The sequence below is a fragment of the Pseudomonas sp. S31 genome (assembly GCF_016648105.1).
In the GTDB taxonomy this organism is placed as follows: domain Bacteria; phylum Pseudomonadota; class Gammaproteobacteria; order Pseudomonadales; family Pseudomonadaceae; genus Aquipseudomonas.
Genome location: NZ_JACVVE010000102.1, coordinates 1 through 331, shown reverse-complemented (window position 1 = coordinate 331; position 331 = coordinate 1). Strand labels below are relative to the sequence as shown.

The window sequence follows — 331 nt, the reverse complement described above, 5'->3', positions numbered from 1 at the left end:
TGGCTACAAGGCCGGATTTGAGCAAGGCATCACTGAAATCGGCTGCATGGCCCACGCCCGTCGCAAGTTCTTTGATCTGCACGTGGCGAACAAAAGTCAGCTGGCTGAACAGGCACTGCATTCGATCAGCGGCTTGTACGAGGTCGAGCGCCAAGCGCGGGACATGAGCGATGAAGACCGCTGGCGAATACGCCAGGAAATGGCGGTGCCGATCATCAAAACACTGCATGACTGGATGTTGGCTCAGCGCGACTTGGTGCCCAACGGGTCAGCTACGGCCAAAGCCCTCGATTACAGCCTGAAACGCTGGGTAGCGCTGACGCGCTACCTG

General features: G+C 58.3%; 1 protein-coding gene. It reads left to right on the top strand.

Annotation, left to right across the window (positions count from 1 at the left end; translation table 11 throughout):
• Window positions 1-331 (top strand): IS66 family transposase (locus tag IAE37_RS28650; protein WP_201178802.1); only part of this gene is annotated, 331 nt, incomplete at both ends.